Below are 18,554 nucleotides of genomic sequence, written 5' to 3'. Positions count from 1 at the left end.
AAAGTCCTGGTCAGCATCGACCGACCAGGACATTTCCGCCATAACGACCGACATTTGAGCCAAGATTCCGTCAAGGGCGCCGGATCCCGCCCCTGGATCACGCGGAGGCGACTGCCTCGCGCACCTCGTCCGCGAACCGCAGGGCCGCTTCACGCAGCGCCGCCGCGTCCGGACCGTGACGCAGGACACCACGGCTGACATTCGGAACGACATTGCGCACCGCCGGGCCGAAGACCGCCGGAAGATCCGCGGCATTCGCGCCCTGGGCTCCGATACCCGGGGCCAGCAGCGGGCCGTTGATGTCCAGATCGAAGGAGGCGAGGTCCCCGAGCGTCGCGCCGACCACCGCGCCGAACGAGCCCATCGGGCTCCGGCCGGCGTTCTCGGCGGCCAGGTGACCGAGCATGGTCGCGCCGACGGAGCGGCCGTCCTCACACACCGCCCGCTGGACCTCCGCGCCCTCCGGGTTGGAGGTCAGGGCCAGCACGAACAGACCGGCGCCGCTCTCCCGGGCCAGCTCCACGGCCGGCTTCAGCGAGCCGTACCCGAGATACGGGGAGACCGTCAGGGCGTCCGAGAACAGCGGCGAGTCCTTGCGCAGGAAGGTCTCGGCGTATGCGGCCATGGTCGAGCCGATGTCCCCGCGCTTGGCGTCCATGACGACCAGGCCGCCGGCCGCGCGGAGATCCTCGACGGCCCGCTCCAGTACGGCGATGCCCTTCGAGCCGAAGCGCTCGAAGAACGCGCTCTGCGGCTTGAAGACGGCGACGTGGCCGGCCAGAGCGTCCACGACCGTACGCGTGAACGTCTCCAGGCCCGCGATGTCGTCGCTCAGGCCCCAGGCGGACAGGAGGGACGCATGCGGGTCGATGCCCACGCACAGCGGGCCGCGGGTGTCCATGGCGCGGCGCAGGCGGGCGCCGAAGGGCTCGGTGATGTCGGTCATGGCAGTTCCTCCGTGGATGATCGCGCACGCGCGCGGTGAAGCGGTCTTGCCGGGGGCGCCGTCGGCGGCGGCCGCAGGACGCCTCCGGGTGCGCTCACCCGTGGTTCTTCGCGGCGGCGGCCCCTACCGCCTCGGCGAGAGTGGCGTACGGGCTGGCCGCGAGGCGCGCGGCGAGGCCCTTGTGGATCGCGCGGGCGTAGAACGGGCCCTCGTAGACGAAGGCGCTGTAGCCCTGGACGAGCGTGGCCCCGGCCAGGATGCGCTGCCAGGCGTCCTCGGCGTTCTCGATGCCGCCCACGCCGACGAGCGTGATCCGGTCCCCGACGCGGGCGTACAGACGGCGCAGCACCGCCACAGAGCGTGCCTTGACGGGAGCGCCGGACAGGCCGCCGGTCTCCTTGATCAGCTCGGGCGAGGACTTCAGGCCCAGTCCGTCGCGCGCGATCGTGGTGTTGGTGGCGATGATGCCGTCCAGGCCCAGCTCGACCGCGAGATCGGCGACGGCGTCGACGTCCTCGTCGGCGAGATCGGGGGCGATCTTGACGAGCAGCGGGACCCGGCGGTCGGTGACCGCGCGGTCGGCGGCCTCGCGTACGGCGGTGAGCAGGGGGCGCAGCGACTCGGTCGCCTGGAGGTTGCGCAGCCCGGGGGTGTTGGGCGAGCTGACGTTGACGACGAGATAGTCGGCGTGGGCGGCCAGGCGCTCGGTGGAGGTGACGTAGTCGCCGACGGCCTCGGCCTCCGGGACGACCTTGGTCTTGCCGATGTTGACCCCGACGATGGTCCGGCCGCGCTTCGTGCCGAGGGTCGCCTTGCGGGCGGCGAGGCGCGCGGCGACGGCTGCCGAACCCTCGTTGTTGAAGCCCATGCGGTTGATCAGCGCACGGTCCGGTACCAGCCGGAAGAGGCGCTTCTTGGGGTTGCCGGGCTGGGGCTGCGCCGTGACCGTGCCGATCTCGATGTGGTCGAAGCCGAGCATCGCCATGCCGTCGATGGCGACGGCGTTCTTGTCGAAGCCGGCCGCCAGCCCGAAGGGGCCGTGCATCCGCAGGCCGAGTGCCTCGGTGCGCAGCTCCTTGTAGCGCGGGGCGAAAGCGGCGGCGACGAAGGTCCGCAGCACGGGGATGCGGACCGCGAGCCGGATCCAGCGGAAGGCCAGGTAGTGGGCCTCCTCGGGGTCCATCCGCTTGAAGACCAGGTTGAAGAAGAATTTGTACATCTCAGCGGTGTCCTCATGAGGAGGGGGACACCGTTTCCGGTGTCCCCCTCTCGGTTGCTAGTCGCGGGCCGCGGTCAGGTGTTCCGCGTGTTCCTGAAGTGAACGCACGCCCACGTCGCCGTGGTTGAGCGCGTCGATGCCCTGGACGGCGGCGGCGAGCGCCTGCACCGTCGTCAGGCACGGCACGGAGCGGGCCACCGCAGCCGTACGGATGTCGTAGCCGTCGAGGCGGCCTCCGGTGCCGTACGGGGTGTTGACGATGAGGTCGACATCGCCGTCGTGGATCAGCTGGACGATGGTCCGCTCGCCGTTCGGGCCCTCGCCCTCGGACTGCTTGCGCACGATGGTGGCGTGGATGCCGTTGCGCTTGAGCACCTCGGCCGTGCCGGAGGTGGCGAGCAGCTCGAAGCCGTGGGCGACCAGCTCACGCGCCGGGAAGATCATCGAGCGCTTGTCGCGGTTGGCGACCGAGATGAACGCGCGGCCCTTCGTGGGCAACGGGCCGTACGCACCGGCCTGCGACTTGGCGTACGCCGTGCCGAAGACCGAGTCGATGCCCATGACCTCACCGGTGGAGCGCATCTCCGGGCCGAGGATGGTGTCGACGCCGCGGCCGTGGATGTCGCGGAAGCGCGACCACGGCATGACCGCCTCCTTGACGGAGATCGGGGCGTCCATGGGGAGCGTGCCGCCGTCGCCGTGCGCCGGGAGGAGGCCCTCGGCACGCAGTTCCGCGATGGTCGCGCCCAGCGAGATGCGGGCGGCGGCCTTGGCCAGCGGCACCGCGGTCGCCTTCGAGGTGAAGGGGACGGTCCGGGAGGCGCGCGGGTTGGCCTCGAGGACGTAGAGGATGTCGCCGGCCATCGCGAACTGGATGTTGATCAGCCCGCGGACGCCGACGCCCTTGGCGATCGCCTCGGTGGAGGCGCGCAGGCGCTTGACGTCGAAGCCGCCCAGCGTGATCGGGGGCAGCGCACAGGCGGAATCACCGGAGTGGATACCGGCCTCCTCGATGTGCTCCATCACGCCGCCGAGGTAGAGCTCGGTGCCGTCGTACAGCGCATCGACGTCGATCTCGATCGCGTCGTCGAGGAACCGGTCGACGAGGACCGGGCGGCTCGGGGAGATCTCGGTGGACTCGGCGATGTACGTCTCCAGACGCGCCTCGTCGTACACGATCTCCATGCCGCGGCCGCCGAGCACGTACGACGGGCGTACCAGCACGGGGTAGCCGATCTCGTCGGCGATGGCCTTGGCACCGGCGAAGGTGGTGGCGGTCCCGTGCTTGGGGGCGGGCAGTCCGGCCTCGGCGAGCACTCGGCCGAAGGCGCCGCGGTCCTCGGCGGCGTGGATGGCCTCCGGGGGCGTGCCGACGACCGGTACGCCGTTGTCCTTGAGGGCCTGGGCGAGGCCGAGCGGGGTCTGGCCGCCGAGCTGGACGACGACACCGGCGATCGGGCCGGCGAGCGACTCCGCGTGGACGATCTCCAGCACGTCCTCCAGGGTGAGCGGCTCGAAGTAGAGCCGGTCGGAGGTGTCGTAGTCGGTGGAGACGGTCTCCGGGTTGCAGTTGACCATCACGGTCTCGTAGCCCGCGTCGCTCAGCGCGAAGGAGGCGTGGACACAGGAGTAGTCGAACTCGATGCCCTGGCCGATACGGTTCGGACCCGAGCCGAGAATGATCACGGCCGGCTTGGTGCGCGGCGCGACCTCGCTCTCCTCGTCGTAGGAGGAGTAGAAGTACGGCGTCCTGGCGGCGAACTCGGCGGCGCAGGTGTCGACCGTCTTGTAGACCGGGCGGATGCCGAGCGCGTGCCGTACCTCGCGCACCACCTCCTCGCGCAGCCCGCGGATCTCGCCGATCTGGGCGTCGGAGAAACCGTGGCGCTTGGCCTCGGCCAGCAGCTCGGGGTCGAGCTTCTCGGCTGCGGCGAGCTCGTCCGCGTACTCCTTGATCAGGAAGAGCTGGTCGACGAACCACGGGTCGATCTTCGTCGCCTCGAAGACCTCCTCGGGACTCGCGCCCGCGCGGATGGCCTGCATGACGGTGTTGATACGGCCGTCCGTGGGGCGCACGGCCTCGCGCAGCAGCTCGTCCTTGTCGCCCGCCTCCCCGGTGAAGGAGAACTGGCTGCCCTTCTTCTCCAGGGAGCGCAGGGCCTTCTGCAGTGCCTCGGTGAAGTTGCGGCCGATGGCCATGGCCTCGCCGACCGACTTCATGGTGGTGGTGAGGGTGGCGTCCGCGGACGGGAACTTCTCGAAGGCGAACCGCGGGGCCTTGACCACGACATAGTCGAGGGTCGGCTCGAAGGAGGCCGGGGTCTTCTCGGTGATGTCGTTCGGGATCTCGTCCAGCGTGTAGCCGACGGCGAGCTTCGCGGCGATCTTGGCGATCGGGAAGCCGGTGGCCTTGGACGCGAGCGCCGAGGACCGTGAGACGCGGGGGTTCATCTCGATGACGATGATCCGGCCGTCGTCCGGGTTGACCGCGAACTGGATGTTGCAGCCGCCGGTGTCGACGCCGACCTCACGGATGATCGCGATACCGATGTCGCGCAGCCGCTGGTACTCGCGGTCGGTCAGCGTCATCGCGGGGGCGACGGTGATCGAGTCGCCGGTGTGCACGCCCATCGGGTCGAAGTTCTCGATGGAGCAGACGACCACGACGTTGTCGTGCTTGTCGCGCATCAGCTCCAGCTCGTACTCCTTCCAGCCGAGGATGGACTCCTCCAGGAGCACCTCGGTGGTCGGGGAGAGCGTCAGTCCCTGGCCGGCGATACGGCGCAGCTCGCCCTCGTCGTGGGCGAAGCCGGAGCCGGCGCCGCCCATGGTGAAGGAGGGGCGGACGACGACGGGGTAGCCGCCGAGGGTCTCGACGCCCCCGAGGACGTCGTCCATGGAGTGGCAGATGACCGAGCGGGCGGACTCGCCGTGGCCGATCTTGGCGTTGACGGCTTCGACGACGCCCTTGAACAGGTCGCGGTCCTCGCCCTTGTTGATCGCCTCGACATTGGCGCCGATCAGCTCGACGCCGTACTTCTCCAGCACACCCTGCTCGTGCATGGAGATGGCGGTGTTGAGCGCGGTCTGTCCGCCGAGGGTGGGCAGCAGCGCGTCGGGGCGCTCCTTGGCGATGATCTTCTCGACGAACTCGGGGGTGATCGGCTCGACGTAGGTGGCGTCGGCGATCTCCGGGTCGGTCATGATCGTGGCCGGGTTGGAGTTGACCAGGATGACCCGCAGGCCCTCGGACTTGAGGACGCGGCAGGCCTGGGTGCCGGAGTAGTCGAACTCGGCGGCCTGGCCGATGACGATCGGGCCGGAGCCGATGACCAGGACGGACTGGATATCGGTGCGCTTAGGCACGCTCGGCCTCCATCAGGGATACGAAGCGGTCGAAGAGGTACGCGGCGTCGTGCGGGCCAGCGGCCGCCTCGGGGTGGTACTGGACGCTGAAGGCCGGCTGGTCGAGGAGCCGGAGGCCCTCCACCACGTTGTCGTTCAGGCAGACGTGGGAGACCTCGGCGCGGCCGTAGGGGGTGTCGGAGACCTTGTCGAGCGGGGCCTCGACGGCGAATCCGTGGTTGTGCGCGGTGACCTCGACCTTGCCGGTCGTGCGGTCCTGCACGGGCTGGTTGATGCCCCGGTGGCCGTACTTGAGCTTGTACGTGCCGAAGCCCAGCGCGCGGCCGAGCAGCTGGTTGCCGAAGCAGATGCCGAACAGCGGGGTCCTGCGCTCCAGGACCGCCTGGACGACGCTCACATCCGCGGTGGCCGGGTCGCCGGGACCGTTGGAGAGGAAGACGCCGTCCGGGCCCACCGCGTACACGTCGTCGGCGGTGGCGGTGGCGGGCAGGACATGCACCTCGATGCCGCGCTCGGCCATGCGGTGCGGCGTCATGCCCTTGATGCCGAGGTCGATGGCGGCGACGGTGAACTTCTTCTCACCGATCGCGGGGACGACGTACGGCTCGGTGGTAGCGACCTCGGCGGAGAGGTCGGCGCCCTTCATCTCGGGGGCTTCGAGCACCCTCGCGAGCAGGGTCGCGTCGTCGGCCAGCGCCTCGCCGGAGAAGATGCCGACGCGCATCGCGCCGCGCTCACGCAGATGGCGGGTGAGCGCCCGGGTGTCGATGCCGCTGATGCCGACGATGGACTGGGCGACGAGTTCGTCGTCGAGGGTGCGCCGGGAGCGCCAGTTGGAGCGGACCCGCGCGGGGTCGCGGACGACATATCCGGCGACCCAGATCTTCTTCGACTCGTCGTCCTCGTCGTTGACGCCGGTGTTGCCGATGTGCGGCGCGGTCATCACGACCACCTGGCGGTGGTATGAGGGGTCGGTGAGCGTTTCCTGGTAGCCGGTCATACCGGTGTTGAACACCGCCTCGCCGAAGGTCTCCCCCACGGCCCCGTAGGCACGGCCGCGGAAGGTGCGGCCGTCCTCCAGGACGAGTACGGCGGGAGCTTTGCCGGCTCCCCGGGTGGAGATCGTCATCGTGCGGTGCCTTCCGTCGTGTGGGTCATGGCTTCGGGGGTGCCGGGGGTCGTCCCCGGAATGAGGGCGGCCAGGGCCTCGACCCAGGCGACGTGTTCCGCCGCGTGGTCGGAGCGGAACCCTGAGTCGATCAGTTTGTCGCCGTGCGCCCAGGTGATGACGAGCAGTCCGCCCTCGGCGAGGACCTTGCCCGCGATGCCCTTGTCGAGGCGGGCCTCGCGCAGCGCGTGACTCGGTACGAAGAAGTCCTGTGCGCCGGGCCGTACGACATCCAGGCCTGCGTCGGTGAGCCGGAGCTCGACGCGGCTGCGGACGCCCAGGCCGTGGGCGACGATCCGGTCGAGCCACTGCCCCGCGGTCGTCGAGCCGTGGTAGCGGCCGCTCATCGTCAGCTTCGCCTCGCCCGGCTCTTCCGGCGCGCCGGGCAGCTCGGGCAGGTCCGACTGGAGGCTGCCGCGCCACTTCCAGCCCTGGCGCATCAGCCAGTAGACGAAGGCGATGAAGAGCAGGAGCCCGGCGACCCAGGAGAGGCGGGCGGCCCAGTCGGTCACCTCCGCCGACTTCTGCTCGGCGGCCAGATTGATCAGTGCAGGTGTCACGCCAGCTTCCCGTCCACGACCGTTGCCCGGCCCCGCAGGAAGGTGTGGGTGACGCGCCCGGGCAGCTCGCGGCCCTCGTAGGGGGTGTTGCGGCTGCGGGAGGCGAAGCCCGCGGGGTCCACCACTCCACGGTATGCCGGATCGACCAGCGTGAGGTTCGCGGGCTCACCTGCCGAGACGGGACGGCCGTGCCCCTTGGCCTGTCCGATCTGCGCGGGCTTGAACGACATCCGGTCGGCGACGCCGGCCCAGTCCAGGAGCCCGGTCTCGACCATCGTCTGCTGGACGACGGACAGCGCCGTCTCCAGGCCGACCATGCCCATGGCGGCCGCGGCCCACTCGCAGTCCTTGTCCTCGTGCGGGTGCGGGGCGTGGTCCGTGGCGACGATGTCGATCGTGCCGTCGGCGAGTGCCTCGCGCAGCGCCAGGACGTCGCGCTCGGTGCGCAGCGGCGGGTTGACCTTGTAGACGGGGTTGTACGAGCGGACCAGTTCGTCGGTCAGCAGCAGGTGGTGCGGGGTGACCTCGGCGGTGACGTCGATCCCGCGGGACTTGGCCCAGCGCACGATCTCGACCGAGCCGGCCGTCGACAGGTGACAGATGTGCACCCGGGAGCCGACGTGCTCGGCGAGCAGGACGTCGCGGGCGATGACCGACTCCTCGGCGACGGCGGGCCAGCCGCCGAGGCCCAGCTCTGCGGAGACGATGCCCTCGTTCATCTGGGCGCCCTCGGTCAGCCGGGGTTCCTGCGCGTGCTGCGCGACCACGCCGCCGAAGGCCTTCACGTACTCCAGAGCGCGGCGCATGATCACGGCGTCGTCGACGCACTTGCCGTCGTCGGAGAAGACGGTGACACCGGCCGCCGAGTCGTGCATCGCGCCGAGCTCGGCGAGCTTCTTGCCCTCGAGTCCCACGGTGACGGCCCCGATGGGCTGGACGTCGCAGTAGCCGGACTCCTTGCCGAGCCGGAAGACCTGCTCGACCACGCCGGCGGTGTCGGCGACCGGGAAGGTGTTGGCCATGGCGAACACGGCCGTGTAGCCGCCGCTTGCGGCCGCGCGCGTACCGGTGAGGACGGTCTCGGAGTCCTCGCGGCCGGGCTCACGGAGGTGGGTGTGCAGGTCGACGAGGCCGGGCAGCAGGATCCTGCCCTCGGCCTCGACCACCGCCGCGTCGCCGGCCTCGATGCCCGTCCCGACCTGAGCGATGGTCTCGCCGTCGATCAGAACGTCCTGGGCCTCGCCCCCGAGCACCTTCGCACCACGGATAAGGATCTTGCTCATGGTTCTTACTTCTCCTCGGTACGGGTGGTGGTGGCCGGCTCGTTGCCGCCCAGAAGCAGGTACAGGACGGCCATGCGGATGGACACGCCGTTGGCGACCTGCTCGACGACCGTGCACCGGCCGGAGTCGGCGACCTCGGCGGTGATCTCCATGCCGCGGACCATCGGCCCGGGGTGCATCACGATGGCGTGCTCGGGCATCCGCGCCATGCGATCGCCGTCCAGGCCGTAGCGGCGCGAGTACTCGCGCTCGGTCGGGAAGAAGGCGGCGTTCATCCGCTCGCGCTGGACGCGCAGCATCATGACGGCGTCGGACTTGGGCAGCGTGCTGTCCAGGTCGTACGAGACCTCGCAGGGCCAGGCCTCGACTCCGACCGGCACCAGCGTGGGCGGGGCGACGAGGGTGACCTCGGCGCCGAGGGTGTGCAGCAGGTCGACATTGGACCGGGCGACGCGGCTGTGCAGGATGTCGCCGACGATCGTGATCCGCTTGCCGGCCAGGTCCCGGCCGATCCCGTCGTCCTTGCCGACCAGGCGGCGGCGCATGGTGAAGGCGTCGAGCAGGGCCTGCGTGGGGTGCTGGTGGGTGCCGTCGCCCGCGTTGATGACGGCGGCGTCGATCCAGCCGGAGGTGGCGAGGCGGAAGGGGGCTCCGGAGGCGCCGTGGCGGATGACGACGGCATCGACGCCCATCGCCTCCAGGGTCTGGGCGGTGTCCTTGAGGGACTCGCCCTTGGAGACCGAGGATCCCTTGGCGCTGAAGTTGATCACATCGGCGGACAGGCGCTTCTCGGCGGCCTCGAAGGAGATCCGGGTCCGGGTCGAGTCCTCGAAGAAGAGGTTGACGACGGTGCGGCCGCGCAGGGTCGGAAGCTTCTTGATCGGCCGGTCGGCGACCCGGGCCATCTCCTCGGCGGTGTCGAGGATGAGGACGGCTTCGTCGCGGGTGAGGTCGGCGGCCGAGATGAGGTGGCGCATCATCTGGGGGATATCTCCAGGTCTGTGGAGGTTGTGACGACATGAGGGCGCGCAGGGCGACCCGCCGTACGCAAGGGGTGGGTCGTACGGGGGTGCTACTGCCCGCCTGCCGGGGCGGACTCCTTCACACCGAGCAGCACGGTGTCGCGACCGTCCTCCTCGGCGAGCTGGACCATGACCGTCTCCCGCAGCGACGTGGGGAGGTTCTTGCCGACGTAGTCGGCGCGGATGGGCAGCTCACGATGGCCGCGGTCGACGAGGACGGCGAGTTGCACCGCGCGGGGGCGGCCGATGTCGCCGAGCGCGTCGAGGGCGGCACGGATGGTGCGGCCGGAGAAGAGAACATCGTCGACGAGGACGACCAGGCGGCCGTCGATGCCGTCACCGGGGATGTCGGTGCGGGCGAGCGCGCGGGCGGGCCGCATGCGCAGGTCGTCCCGGTACATCGTGGTGTCGAGCGAGCCGACCGCCGTCTTGCGGCCGGTGATCGATTCGAGCTTGTCGGCGAGCCGGCGGGCGAGATGGACCCCGCGGGTCGGGATGCCGAGGAGCACCACGTCGTCGGCGCCCTTGGCGCGTTCGACGATCTCGTGGGCGATGCGGGTCAGTACCCGCGCGATGTCGGGCGCCTCGAGGACGGGGCGGGCCACATCGGAGCTGTTGTGCGTGTCCATATGAAACGGACCTCCTTCTCCGCCTCACGGGACGGACCTTAAAGGACGCCGGAAATTGCGGCCCCCACGTTACCAGGGCCCGCGGCCCGCTCCTGATCCGCCCCGGGTACCCCGGCCGGCCGAAAGCGGTCCGGACCGTTCGGCTTGACTCACCCAAGTCACGCTGCGTAACCTCACAGTGAGTGACCAGCCGCGCGGCGGAGCCGCACGTCGACACAGTGTCCGGGGAGCTATATGTCCAGCGAATACGCAAAACAGCTCGGGGCCAAGCTCCGCGCCATCCGCACCCAGCAGGGCCTTTCCCTCCACGGTGTGGAAGAGAAGTCGCAGGGCCGCTGGAAGGCCGTGGTGGTCGGGTCGTACGAGCGCGGCGACCGTGCCGTGACCGTGCAGCGGCTCGCCGAGCTGGCGGACTTCTACGGCGTCCCGGTACAGGAACTGCTTCCCGGCACCACGCCGGGCGGGGCCGCCGAGCCGCCGCCGAAGCTCGTCCTGGACCTGGAGCGCCTGGCGCACGTGCCCCAGGAGAAGGCCGGCCCGCTGCAGCGCTATGCGGCCACGATCCAGTCCCAGCGTGGTGACTACAACGGCAAGGTGCTGTCGATCCGCCAGGACGACCTGCGCACCCTGGCCGTGATCTACGACCAGTCGCCCTCGGTCCTGACCGAGCAGCTGATCAGCTGGGGCGTGCTGGACGCGGACGCGCGCCGCGCCGTGGCTCATGAGGAGAGCTGAGAAGCAGCCTCCATCGCTTCAGAAAAAACGTCACCTCCGAGGGCGGGCCTGGTCTGACCGGGTCCGCCCTCCGACGTCTGTCCCGTTTGCGGACCGTCCCCGGACGCGGTAAAGACGGCCGAGCGCCTCCGGAAGCAGGCTCTCCCGGGCAGGTTCGCGGAGTACGGGCCACCCCGGTCGTGAGGCGCACCCCCTCCCCCGGCGCGGCGCCACGGCGACCTCGTCGCGGCGCCGTCCGGCGTCCGGCTGCGCCGCAGCGGCAGCGATCACGGCATCGGCTCGGCCGGGCCCTCTGGCGGCCGAGCTTTGGCCACGGCTCAGGCGAGCACACTGGGACGGTTCGCCTCTCGCTCCCGGGTGTGCCGGGGGCGCTCCGGCCGCAGCGCCCCTTGGCATGCATCAGGCCCGGAGCAGAAGGCGAACAACCTTCCGCTCCGGGCCTGATGAGACCGGCCACCGCTAGTCGCGGCGCAGGCTCGGCTTGAGGTCCTTGAACCGGCCCAGCAGCCCGTTCACGAACGACGGAGACTCGTCGGTGGAGAACTCCTTGGCGAGCTGGACCGCCTCGTCGATCACGACAGCGTCCGGGGTCTCGTCCATCCACACCAGCTCGAACGCGCCGAGCCGGATGATGTTCCGGTCGACGACCGGCATCCGGTCGAGCGTCCAGCCGACCGAGTAGGTGCTGATGAGTTCGTCGATGCGGTCCGCGTGCTGCGCGTACCCCTCGACGAGCTCCATCGTGTATTCGGCGACCGGTGGCTGCCGGTCGTCGGACCGCGAGTGCCTGACCCAGTCCGCGAGGACGGTCTGCACGGACGCCCCGCGCTGATCGGCCTCGAAGAGGATCTGGAAGGCACGCTTACGGGCCTTGTTGCGGGCAGCCACGGTTAGCTGTTCACCCGGCCGAGGTAGTCGCTCGTGCGGGTGTCGACCTTGATCTTCTCGCCGGTGGTGATGAAGAGCGGGACCTGGATCTGGTGACCGGTCTCCAGCGTGGCCGGCTTGGTGCCACCGGTGGAACGGTCGCCCTGGACACCCGGCTCGGTCTCCTGGATGACCAGCTCGACGGCGGCCGGGAGCTCGACGTAGAGCACCTCGCCCTCGTGCGTGGCGACGGTGGCGGTGAAGCCCTCGATCAGGAAGTTGGCGGCGTCACCGACGGAGGCGCGCGAGACATGCAGCTGGTCGTAGGTCTGCATGTCCATGAAGACGAAGTATTCGCCGTCCATGTACGAGAACTGCATGTCGCGGCGGTCGACGGTGGCCGTCTCGACCTTCACACCGGCGTTGAACGTCTTGTCGACGATCTTGCCGGAGAGCACGTTCTTGAGCTTGGTGCGCACGAAGGCCGGGCCCTTGCCGGGCTTGACGTGCTGGAACTCGACGACGGACCACAGCTGGTCGTTGTCGAGCTTGAGCACCATGCCGTTCTTGAGGTCGTTCGTGGAAGCCACGGTTGCGGAATCTCCTGGACTGACGCTGGTGGACGACCCAGTGGCTGCCTGTGGCGCGCTACAGCGCGAGCAGCTCCTTGGTCGTGATGGTGAGTAGCTCGGGTCCGCCGTCCGCCTCCTGGCGCACGACGAGCGTGTCATCGATCCGGACGCCGCCCCGGCCAGGGAGGTGAACCCCCGGTTCGACGGTGACCGGCACACAAGTGTCCAGTTTACCCATGGCCGCAGGGGCCAGCTGCGGGTCCTCGTCGATTTCGAGCCCGACGCCGTGCCCCGTGCGGGCCGCGAGGGCCCCGCCGTGGCCGGCCCCGTCGAGGATCTGGCGGGCGGCGCGGTCCACATCGCGGTATGCCGCGCCGGGCACCAGAGCCTCGCGGCCGGCCCGCTGAGCGGCGAAGACGAGCTCGTACAGCTCGATCTGCCAGTCCGCCGGCGTCGTGCCGATCACGAAGGTACGGCCGATCTCGCAGCGGTAGCCGCGGTAGTTGGCGCCGAGACAGACGGAGAGGAAGTCACCCTCCTCGACCCTTCTGTCGGTGGGACGGTGCCCCGCCCGCCCGGCGTTCGGCCCCGTGGCCACGGAGGTCGCGAAGGCGGGCCCGTCCGCGCCGTGGTCGACGAGCCGCCGTTCGAGCTCGAGCGCGAGATGCCGCTCGGTACGGCCGACGAGGATGGATTCGAGCAGCTCGCCGAGGGCCTGGTCGGTGATCTCCGCGGCGATGCGCAGGCAGGCGATCTCGTCCTCGTCCTTGACGATCCGCTGCTGTTCGACCGCGAGCGCGAGGTCGTCGAGACGCAGCCGCGGCGCCACGGAGCGCAGCGCGCGATGCCGGGCGACGGTCAGATGGTGCTCCTCGACGGCCAGCGACTCCACCCCGGTGCCACGTGCCATCTCGGCGGCGGCGACCGCCGCGTCACTGGCCGAGGTGGGCAGGGCGGTCAGCCGCACCTCCTCGTCGGGTCGCCCGTCGGCTGGGTCGCCGCTGGGCGTGCGGGGACACAGGAGCATGTCCTCGTCTGGCCCGAGCAGCAGCACGGCACCGGGCGGGGCAGCGCCCGCGAGGTAGCGGACGTTGGCGGGCCGGGAGACGAGGGCCGCGGCACTACCGGTCGCGGCGCACCGGTCACGCAGCCGGCTACGGCGGACGCCATACACCTCTGACATTCTCCGAGCGTACGAGCGATGCGGCGGCTCGGCCCGGTCAGCGCGTCCGGACGGGGTGCGCCCCGGCGTCGGACGCGCATCTGCCCACACCTTTCCGGCAGCGGGGCGCAGCTACCAGCTCGGAGGGCTCGCTATCGCGCGCGCCAGGACGTCGTCCAGGACGCGGGCCGTGGTCTCCACGTCGTAGGTGGAGTTGTCGATGATCGGCAGGCCCGATCCGTACCAGCCCGCCATCCGGCCGTGGATACCCGCCACCTCCTCGTCCGACAGCCGGCGGTTGCCGCTGCGCTCGGCATTGCGCTCCAGCACGATCTCGAGGCCCGGGAGCAGGACGACGGGCAGCAGGCCGGGGCCGACATGGCGCTTCCAGCCGCCGAGGCCGACGACGGGGCGGTCCGGGAACACGGCGTCGTCGAGGATGCACGAGATGCCGTTGGCAAGGAAGTTGCGGGCGGCGAAGCCGCAGGTGCGGCGTGCGAGCCGGTACTGCGCCTCGGAGTTCTCGTTCCACCCGGACTGGGGGTCGGCGAAGCCCGAGCAGACCCACTCGCGCACGTCGTCGAGGCTGATGTGGGCGGTGGGCACCCGGCGCGTACCGGCCCAGTGCCGGGCCACGGTCGTCTTGCCCGCGCCGGCCGGGCCGATGAGCAGTACGGCCAGCATGGTGGCGCCGGTGCCGGTGTCGGCGGGCGGCGGTGCCGGTATGGGTACCGGCCCGCCCGGCGGCAGTTGGATGTGGCCCGTGTGCTCGCGGGAGGGGTGGTACGGGGCGGGGGCGCTCCAGCCGGAGGCCGGCGACTGCCCCTGCGGCGGTGCCGGGGGCGGCGGCGGTCCGGAGGGAGCCCCGGCCGGCCGCGGAGGCAAAGGCCCTGCGGGAGCACCGGGCGCGGGCGGCGGTGGCCCTGCGGGGAGGTGGGGAACGGGCCCCGGGTGCTGGGCGCTGTGTGTCCATCCGGCCGGTCCCTGCCCCGGTCCGTGGGGCGGCGGCAGCGGAGCCCCCACTGCGTGCTGCATCCGGTGCCACTCCGTCTCGTGCGACTGACGCTGGTCAGAGCGGCATCGGCCGCCTTGTTCCCGAACGGTACCCCCTGGACCACCGCTCGCACGCGGCCCGTTCCCGGCCGCCACTGCGGCAACGACCGGGAACGGCACAAAGTGCCAGGGCCGGGTCAGCCGCCGAGTTCCTCCGCCAGCGCGCGCAGAGCGAGCCGGTAGGAGCCGATCCCGAAACCGGCGACCGTGCCGCTGGCCACCGCAGCGACCACCGACGTGTGCCGGAACGACTCCCGGGCGTACGGGTTCGAGATGTGCACCTCGATCAGCGGGGCGGTCCGCTGAGCGGCGGCGTCGCGCATCCCGTACGAATAGTGCGTGAAGGCACCGGGGTTGAGAACGACCGGAATTGAACCGTCCGCCGCCTCGTGCAGCCAGCGGATCAGCTCGCCCTCGTCGTTGGTCTCGCGCACGTCGACGTCGAAGCCGAGCTCCTTGCCGAGCTGACGGCACGCCTCGACCAGGCCGGCGTAGGACGTCGAGCCGTACACATCGGGCTCGCGGGAACCGAGCCGGCCCAGGTTGGGCCCGTTCAGCACGAGCACCTGGCGGGTCACGCGGAGACCTCCCCGTACGCGGCGAGGAGCACGGCCGGGTCGGGGCCTTCGAGGACGGTCGGCTTCGCGAGGCCGTCAAGGACGATGAAACGCAGCACGCTGCCGCGGGACTTCTTGTCGACCTTCATGGTCTCCAGCAGCTTGGGCCACTGGTCGCCACGGTAGGTCAGCGGCAGCCCGACGGAGGCAAGGACGCTGCGGTGCCGGTCCGCGGTGGCGTCGTCGAGCCGCCCGGCCAGCCTGCCGAGCTCGGCGGCGAAGACCATGCCGACGGACACCGCCGCGCCGTGGCGCCACTTGTAGCGCTCGTTCTTCTCGATGGCGTGCGCGAGAGTGTGCCCGTAGTTGAGGATCTCGCGCAGTCCGGACTCCTTGAGGTCGCTCGAGACGACCTCGGCCTTGACCCGGATCGCACGCTCGATCAGCTCGGCGGTGTGCGGCCCGGCGGGCGTACGCGCCCCTTGCGGGTCCGCCTCGACGAGATCGAGGATCACCGGGTCGGCGATGAACCCGGCCTTGATGATCTCGGCCATTCCGCTGACGTAGTCGTTGACCGGAAGCGAGTCGAGCGCGGCCAGGTCGCACAGCACTCCGGCCGGCGGGTGGAACGCGCCGACGAGGTTCTTGCCCTCGGCGGTGTTGATCCCGGTCTTGCCGCCGACCGCCGCGTCCACCATGCCGAGCACGGTCGTCGGCACGGTGATCCAGCGCACTCCGCGCAGCCAGGTCGCCGCGACGAACCCGGCGAGGTCGGTCGTGGCGCCGCCACCGACACCCACGACGACATCGGTGCGGGTGAAGCCCGTCTGGCCGAGCGCCTTCCAGCAGTACGCGGCGACCTCGGCGGTCTTGGCCTCCTCGGCATTGGGCACCTGGATGGCAACGGCCTCGTACCCCTGCTCGGCGAGGTCACCGCGCAGCGCCTCACCGGTCTCGGCGAGTGCCTCGGGGTGGATGACGGCCACACGCTGGGCCCTGGTCCCGATCAGGCCGGGCAGCTCGCCGAGCAGCCGCCGGCCGACGAGCACGTCGTACGGGTCGGTGCCCGCGGTGCCGCCGACCTGGATACGCGTCACTGCCTGCTCCGTCATGATGTCTCTTCCTTGCCGGGGGTCCGGGGGCCGTCCCCCGGGGAATGCGGCAACTCCAGTGCGTCGAGGACCGCCTGGGCGACCTCTTCAGGGGTGCGGTCGTCGGTGGCCACCACGACCCGGGCCACCTCGGTGTACAGATGACGCCGGGCCTCCATCAGCTCGCGCCACTGGCGGCGCGGGTTGACAGCGAGCAGCGGGCGGGCGGTGTTCAGCCCGACGCGCCTGACGGCTTCCTCGACGTCCATCGAGAGATAGGCGACGGGCAGCCCGGCAAGCAGTTCCCGGGTTCCTTCGTCGAGGATGGCGCCTCCGCCGAGGGCGAGCACGCCCGTGTGCTCGTCGATCGCGGTCCGCACCGCGGCGCGTTCCAGCGCACGGAAGTGCGGCTCGCCGTCCTCGATGAAGATGTCCGAGATCTCCCGGCCCTCGGCCGCGACGATGTCGGCGTCGGTGTCCCGGTAGGGCACGCCGAGCCGGTCGGCGAGCAGCTCGCCGACCGTGGACTTGCCCGAGCCCATCGGCCCGATCAGGACGATCAGCGGCGCGTTCACCGGATGTGCAGGTGGTCGAGGTAGGAACGGACGTTGCGCCGGGTCTCGGTGACGCTGTCGCCGCCGAACTTCTCCGCGACGGCGTCCGCGAGCACCAGCGCGACCATGGCCTCGGCGACGATTCCGGCAGCCGGCACCGCACAGACGTCGGAGCGCTGGTGGTGGGCCGCGGCAGGCTCGCCCGTCTCGACGTCGACGGTCCGCAGAGCCCGCGGCACGGTCGCGATCGGCTTCATCGCGGCGCGCACGCGCAGCAGTTCACCGGTGGACATCCCGCCTTCGGTGCCTCCGGAGCGGCCGGAGGTCCGCTTGATGCCGTCCTCGGTCGGGACGATCTCGTCATGCGCCTTGGAGCCGGGCACCCGGGCGAGCTCGAAGCCGTCGCCGACCTCGACGCCCTTGATCGCCTGAATGCCCATCAGGGCGGCGGCGAGCCGGGCGTCCAGGCGGCGGTCCCAGTGGACGTGCGAGCCGAGGCCTACGGGCACCCCGTAGGCGAGCACCTCGACCACACCACCGAGGGTGTCGCCGTCCTTGTGGGCCTGGTCGATCTCGGCGACCATCGCCTTCGAGGCGTCCGCGTCCAGGCAGCGCACCGGATCCGCGTCCAGCTTCTCCACGTCGGCGGGCGTCGGGTAGACGCCGTACGGGGCCTTGGCCGCGGCCAGCTCCACGACGTGGGAGACGATCTCGATGCCGGCCGTCTCCTTCAGGTAGGAGCGGGCGACCGCGCCGAGCGCGACCCTGGCCGCGGTCTCGCGGGCGCTGGCGCGCTCCAGGATCGGCCGGGCCTCCTCCAGCGCGTACTTCTGCATACCGGCCAGGTCGGCGTGGCCGGGCCGGGGCCGGGTCAGCGGTGCGTTACGGGCGAGCTGGGCCAGCTCGTCGGGGTCGACGGGGTCGGCCGCCATGACCTTCTCCCACTTGGGCCACTCCGTGTTGCCCACCATGACCGCGACCGGTGATCCCATGGTCAGACCGTGCCGCACACCGCCGAGGAAGGTGACCTCGTCGCGCTCGAACTTCATCCGGGCACCGCGTCCATAGCCGAGGCGCCGCCGGGCGAGGTGGTCCGCCACCATTTCGGTGGTGACGGGGACACCGGCGGGAAGACCCTCCAGCGTCGCCACCAGTGCGGGTCCGTGCGACTCGCCCGCGGTCAGCCAACGCAACCTGCTCAACGGTGCTCCTCATGCTCGCGCCTGCAACTGCGACGGCGCGGCCTGGGGGCACCTCCCAGCGGTAGCTGGGGGAGCGCGGCCCTGCCCCGCCTGACTCGATCCTCCCACGTCCGGGCGGATCGCCCGGCCACCGGTCCATCAGGCGGACGGGGCGTGGACAGCCCGAAGGCCGGTCCCCGGGGCCCGGGGACCGGCCTTCGGGACCCGGTCTCAGTCGCCGTCGCGACGCTGCTGCGGAGCGTACGAGCCGAGGAAGTCGGCACCGCTCGGCTCCTGGCGGGCGGGCTGCGGGTCCTGTGCCGGCGAGGCCGGCGCGTACGGGCCGAGGTAGTCGGCTCCGCTGCCCTGGCCGCCGGCCGGCGGCACAACGACAGGCTGCCCGGTCCGTGCCGCCCGCCGCTCGGCGACCTTCTTCCGGAGCGACTGGATCCAGCCGAACACGACGAGGAGGACGATCAGGCAGAGCAGCGGGATCTCCAGCCAGTCGGGCAGGAACGAGATCAGGCCCTCGAAGATGTTCTTGGCGATCGATGCCTGCGGCTGACCGGTTTCCATGGCCGGGCTCCCC

General features: G+C 70.9%; 18 protein-coding genes. 1 reads left to right on the top strand and 17 read right to left on the bottom strand.

Annotated elements, in window-relative coordinates:
* Nucleotides 1-97 precede the first annotated feature (97 nt).
* From pyrF to pyrR, 8 genes are all read right to left on the bottom strand, one after another.
* Nucleotides 98-946 carry an orotidine-5'-phosphate decarboxylase gene (gene pyrF, locus OHS70_RS31105; RefSeq protein ID WP_328402877.1) on the bottom strand — a complete coding sequence of 283 codons (849 nt, stop codon included), beginning with the start codon at nt 944-946 and terminating at the stop codon, nt 98-100.
* Nucleotides 947-1,040: 94 nt separating this feature from the next.
* Nucleotides 1,041-2,165: a quinone-dependent dihydroorotate dehydrogenase gene (locus OHS70_RS31100; protein ID WP_328402875.1), complete on the bottom strand. Its 1,125-nt coding sequence runs from the start codon at nt 2,163-2,165 to the stop codon at nt 1,041-1,043.
* Nucleotides 2,166-2,222: 57 nt separating this feature from the next.
* Complete coding sequence (gene carB, locus OHS70_RS31095; RefSeq protein WP_328402873.1) at nt 2,223-5,531, bottom strand: carbamoyl-phosphate synthase large subunit; 3,309 nt, start codon at nt 5,529-5,531, stop codon at nt 2,223-2,225.
* A complete protein-coding gene (gene carA, locus OHS70_RS31090) occupies nt 5,524-6,660 on the bottom strand; it encodes a glutamine-hydrolyzing carbamoyl-phosphate synthase small subunit (protein ID WP_328402871.1) in 1,137 nt (378 codons plus the stop codon). The genes carB and carA overlap by 8 nt, the downstream gene beginning before the upstream one ends.
* The gene (locus tag OHS70_RS31085) at nt 6,657-7,259 is read right to left on the bottom strand and encodes a PH-like domain-containing protein (protein ID WP_328402869.1); all 603 of its coding nucleotides are present in this window, start codon (nt 7,257-7,259) and stop codon (nt 6,657-6,659) included. The genes carA and OHS70_RS31085 overlap by 4 nt, the downstream gene beginning before the upstream one ends.
* Complete coding sequence (locus OHS70_RS31080) at nt 7,256-8,542, bottom strand: dihydroorotase (protein ID WP_328402867.1); 1,287 nt, start codon at nt 8,540-8,542, stop codon at nt 7,256-7,258. The genes OHS70_RS31085 and OHS70_RS31080 overlap by 4 nt, the downstream gene beginning before the upstream one ends.
* A 5-nt stretch (nt 8,543-8,547) precedes the next feature.
* The gene (locus OHS70_RS31075; RefSeq protein ID WP_328402865.1) at nt 8,548-9,522 is read right to left on the bottom strand and encodes an aspartate carbamoyltransferase catalytic subunit; all 975 of its coding nucleotides are present in this window, start codon (nt 9,520-9,522) and stop codon (nt 8,548-8,550) included.
* Between the two features lie 92 nt (nt 9,523-9,614).
* Complete coding sequence (gene pyrR, locus OHS70_RS31070; protein WP_328402863.1) at nt 9,615-10,193, bottom strand: bifunctional pyr operon transcriptional regulator/uracil phosphoribosyltransferase PyrR; 579 nt, start codon at nt 10,191-10,193, stop codon at nt 9,615-9,617.
* A gap of 234 nt (nt 10,194-10,427) precedes the next feature.
* On the opposite strand from pyrR, the gene bldD reads away from it, so the two are divergent.
* Complete coding sequence (gene bldD, locus OHS70_RS31065) at nt 10,428-10,928, top strand: transcriptional regulator BldD (RefSeq protein ID WP_005319862.1); 501 nt, start codon at nt 10,428-10,430, stop codon at nt 10,926-10,928.
* A gap of 459 nt (nt 10,929-11,387) precedes the next feature.
* On the opposite strand, the gene nusB is transcribed toward bldD, so the two are convergent.
* From nusB to OHS70_RS31020, 9 genes are all read right to left on the bottom strand, one after another.
* Nucleotides 11,388-11,816, bottom strand: a complete 429-nt coding sequence (gene nusB / locus OHS70_RS31060) for a transcription antitermination factor NusB (protein WP_328402860.1) — start codon at nt 11,814-11,816, stop codon at nt 11,388-11,390.
* Between the two features lie 2 nt (nt 11,817-11,818).
* Nucleotides 11,819-12,385 carry an elongation factor P gene (gene efp / locus OHS70_RS31055; RefSeq protein ID WP_328402858.1) on the bottom strand — a complete coding sequence of 189 codons (567 nt, stop codon included), beginning with the start codon at nt 12,383-12,385 and terminating at the stop codon, nt 11,819-11,821.
* 58 nt (nt 12,386-12,443) lie between these two features.
* The gene (locus tag OHS70_RS31050) at nt 12,444-13,550 is read right to left on the bottom strand and encodes an aminopeptidase P family protein (RefSeq protein WP_328402856.1); all 1,107 of its coding nucleotides are present in this window, start codon (nt 13,548-13,550) and stop codon (nt 12,444-12,446) included.
* A gap of 111 nt (nt 13,551-13,661) precedes the next feature.
* Nucleotides 13,662-14,564 carry a Pro-rich N-terminal domain-containing protein gene (locus OHS70_RS31045; protein ID WP_328402854.1) on the bottom strand — a complete coding sequence of 301 codons (903 nt, stop codon included), beginning with the start codon at nt 14,562-14,564 and terminating at the stop codon, nt 13,662-13,664.
* Nucleotides 14,565-14,719: 155 nt separating this feature from the next.
* On the bottom strand, nt 14,720-15,160 hold the full coding sequence (gene aroQ / locus OHS70_RS31040; RefSeq protein ID WP_328402852.1) for a type II 3-dehydroquinate dehydratase: 441 nt from the start codon (nt 15,158-15,160) through the stop codon (nt 14,720-14,722).
* Nucleotides 15,157-16,251 (bottom strand): 3-dehydroquinate synthase, encoded by a 1,095-nt coding sequence (aroB, locus tag OHS70_RS31035; RefSeq protein ID WP_328402850.1) that lies wholly within the window; start codon nt 16,249-16,251, stop codon nt 15,157-15,159. The genes aroQ and aroB overlap by 4 nt, the downstream gene beginning before the upstream one ends.
* The gene (locus tag OHS70_RS31030) at nt 16,248-16,772 is read right to left on the bottom strand and encodes a shikimate kinase (protein ID WP_443062769.1); all 525 of its coding nucleotides are present in this window, start codon (nt 16,770-16,772) and stop codon (nt 16,248-16,250) included. The genes aroB and OHS70_RS31030 overlap by 4 nt, the downstream gene beginning before the upstream one ends.
* 29 nt (nt 16,773-16,801) lie before the next feature.
* Entirely contained in the window at nt 16,802-17,986 is a 1,185-nt protein-coding gene (gene aroC / locus OHS70_RS31025) for a chorismate synthase (protein ID WP_328402846.1), read from the bottom strand.
* 210 nt (nt 17,987-18,196) lie between these two features.
* Nucleotides 18,197-18,541 (bottom strand): hypothetical protein, encoded by a 345-nt coding sequence (locus OHS70_RS31020; protein WP_328402844.1) that lies wholly within the window; start codon nt 18,539-18,541, stop codon nt 18,197-18,199.
* Between the last annotated feature and the right edge of the window lie 13 nt (nt 18,542-18,554).

The organism is Streptomyces sp. NBC_00390, assembly GCF_036057275.1.
Classification (GTDB): Bacteria; Actinomycetota; Actinomycetes; order Streptomycetales; family Streptomycetaceae; genus Streptomyces.
The sequence above is the reverse complement of the archived record's forward strand: the minus strand, read 5'-3'. Positions and strand labels throughout refer to the sequence as shown.

Bases quoted from the DNA above. Each gene is read 5' to 3' on its own strand.
- pyrF (WP_328402877.1), bottom strand. From the start codon at position 946: ATGACCGACATCACCGAGCCCTTCGGCGCCCGCCTGCGCCGCGCCATG.
- OHS70_RS31100 (WP_328402875.1), bottom strand. From the start codon at position 2,165: ATGTACAAATTCTTCTTCAACCTGGTCTTCAAGCGGATGGACCCCGAG.
- carA (WP_328402871.1), bottom strand. From the start codon at position 6,660: ATGACGATCTCCACCCGGGGAGCCGGCAAAGCTCCCGCCGTACTCGTC.
- OHS70_RS31080 (WP_328402867.1), bottom strand. From the start codon at position 8,542: ATGAGCAAGATCCTTATCCGTGGTGCGAAGGTGCTCGGGGGCGAGGCC.
- OHS70_RS31075 (WP_328402865.1), bottom strand. From the start codon at position 9,522: ATGATGCGCCACCTCATCTCGGCCGCCGACCTCACCCGCGACGAAGCC.
- pyrR (WP_328402863.1), bottom strand. From the start codon at position 10,193: ATGGACACGCACAACAGCTCCGATGTGGCCCGCCCCGTCCTCGAGGCG.
- bldD (WP_005319862.1), top strand. From the start codon at position 10,428: ATGTCCAGCGAATACGCAAAACAGCTCGGGGCCAAGCTCCGCGCCATC.
- OHS70_RS31050 (WP_328402856.1), bottom strand. From the start codon at position 13,550: ATGTCAGAGGTGTATGGCGTCCGCCGTAGCCGGCTGCGTGACCGGTGC.
- OHS70_RS31045 (WP_328402854.1), bottom strand. From the start codon at position 14,564: ATGCAGCACGCAGTGGGGGCTCCGCTGCCGCCGCCCCACGGACCGGGG.
- aroB (WP_328402850.1), bottom strand. From the start codon at position 16,251: ATGACGGAGCAGGCAGTGACGCGTATCCAGGTCGGCGGCACCGCGGGC.
- OHS70_RS31030 (WP_443062769.1), bottom strand. From the start codon at position 16,772: ATGGGCTCGGGCAAGTCCACGGTCGGCGAGCTGCTCGCCGACCGGCTC.
- OHS70_RS31020 (WP_328402844.1), bottom strand. From the start codon at position 18,541: ATGGAAACCGGTCAGCCGCAGGCATCGATCGCCAAGAACATCTTCGAG.